The sequence below is a fragment of the Okeania hirsuta genome (assembly GCF_003838195.1).
GTDB lineage: Bacteria > Cyanobacteriota > Cyanobacteriia > Cyanobacteriales > Microcoleaceae > Okeania > Okeania hirsuta.
The window spans coordinates 1-1,020 of record NZ_RCBY01000622.1; the positions used below are offsets into that span (position 1 = coordinate 1).

Annotated in this window: 1 protein-coding gene; it reads right to left on the minus strand. The window is 36.1% G+C overall.

The genetic code is table 11. The features are described 5' to 3' along the window. Positions 1 to 404: 404 nt before the first annotated feature. On the minus strand, positions 405 to 719 hold the full coding sequence (locus D5R40_RS33285) for a hypothetical protein (protein ID WP_124147531.1): 315 nt from the start codon (positions 717 to 719) through the stop codon (positions 405 to 407). Positions 720 to 1,020 lie beyond the last annotated feature (301 nt).

Sequence of the window (1,020 nt, forward strand, 5' to 3'; positions counted from 1 at the left end):
TCTTCAATCGCCATAACTACGTTTATCTTTGTAATTCTTTCTCCTCCTGACTCCTCCTAACTTAACCATTCTATGGCTGTTTAACCGGGTTTGATATAATACCAAATCTGGTTACCATAAAGATACTGTCTTAAATTATTTTCTAATCCTTCTGCCTTACTTTATCAGGTAAAGCTTCGATCTAAATTGGATTAACGGTTACAGATGTCCCCCAAGCCTAAAAAGCCCTCAAACAAAAAGTCTGGGGCTAAATTTTAATGTTATAGAGCTTTCAATACAGCAATTATTTACTGTTATCTTAAAAAGCTCACCATAATTTTTCAAATTTTTCATTCCCTAGTGGTAAAATGCTTGCACCCATTTATGTATCGTTGATAGGTAGGGTAGGAGGGAATATCAAAGTTTTAGATATTGCCAAAAGCAATAAAGGTGAAACCACAATCTTCAGATCTGTCAGGTGAAGAAGTAGTGCATACAAAGTGCCATGGAGCAACGTCAACGACAGCGACTGACAGATTAAATGTCTGCCATTCACCTCCATAAATGGTACAAATTGCTGCTGGGGTGTCTACAAAAGGCTGGTCGAATTCTATTAGATAAAGTCCATAGCGAAGTTTGTGGCATTTGAAGCCTTCACCAGAAATTATCTTACCGTCTGGAGAAATAACACCATAGATGTGCTGAGTTGCTGTTCCCGCTGAATCTTTAAAAATTGCCATTACTGACTCCTGTTAGATTTTACTGTACTGTTTGAAATCAACTATAGAAAATTTAAACAGCTTATTCCTTCTTGCTGACAATATCAGCAATGGTTAAACCATTGAATACACTATTTTCCGACTTTTCTAGGATTTGAGTCAACAGTTATCAACCTATAGAATAGGTAGGTTAATTAATATGCTGTTAACATTTTTTGCAAGGGTTAAAACTCTTATTTAGCGTCACCAAAAGCAATAAATGTAAAAGCACAATCAATAGGTTGGTGAGGTGATGAAGTAATGCAGATGAAGTACTCTGGAT

What these genes read in the sequence shown, in the direction of transcription:
- D5R40_RS33285 (WP_124147531.1), bottom strand. Translation starts at nt 719, where the DNA reads ATGGCAATTTTTAAAGATTCAGCGGGAACAGCAACTCAGCACATCTAT.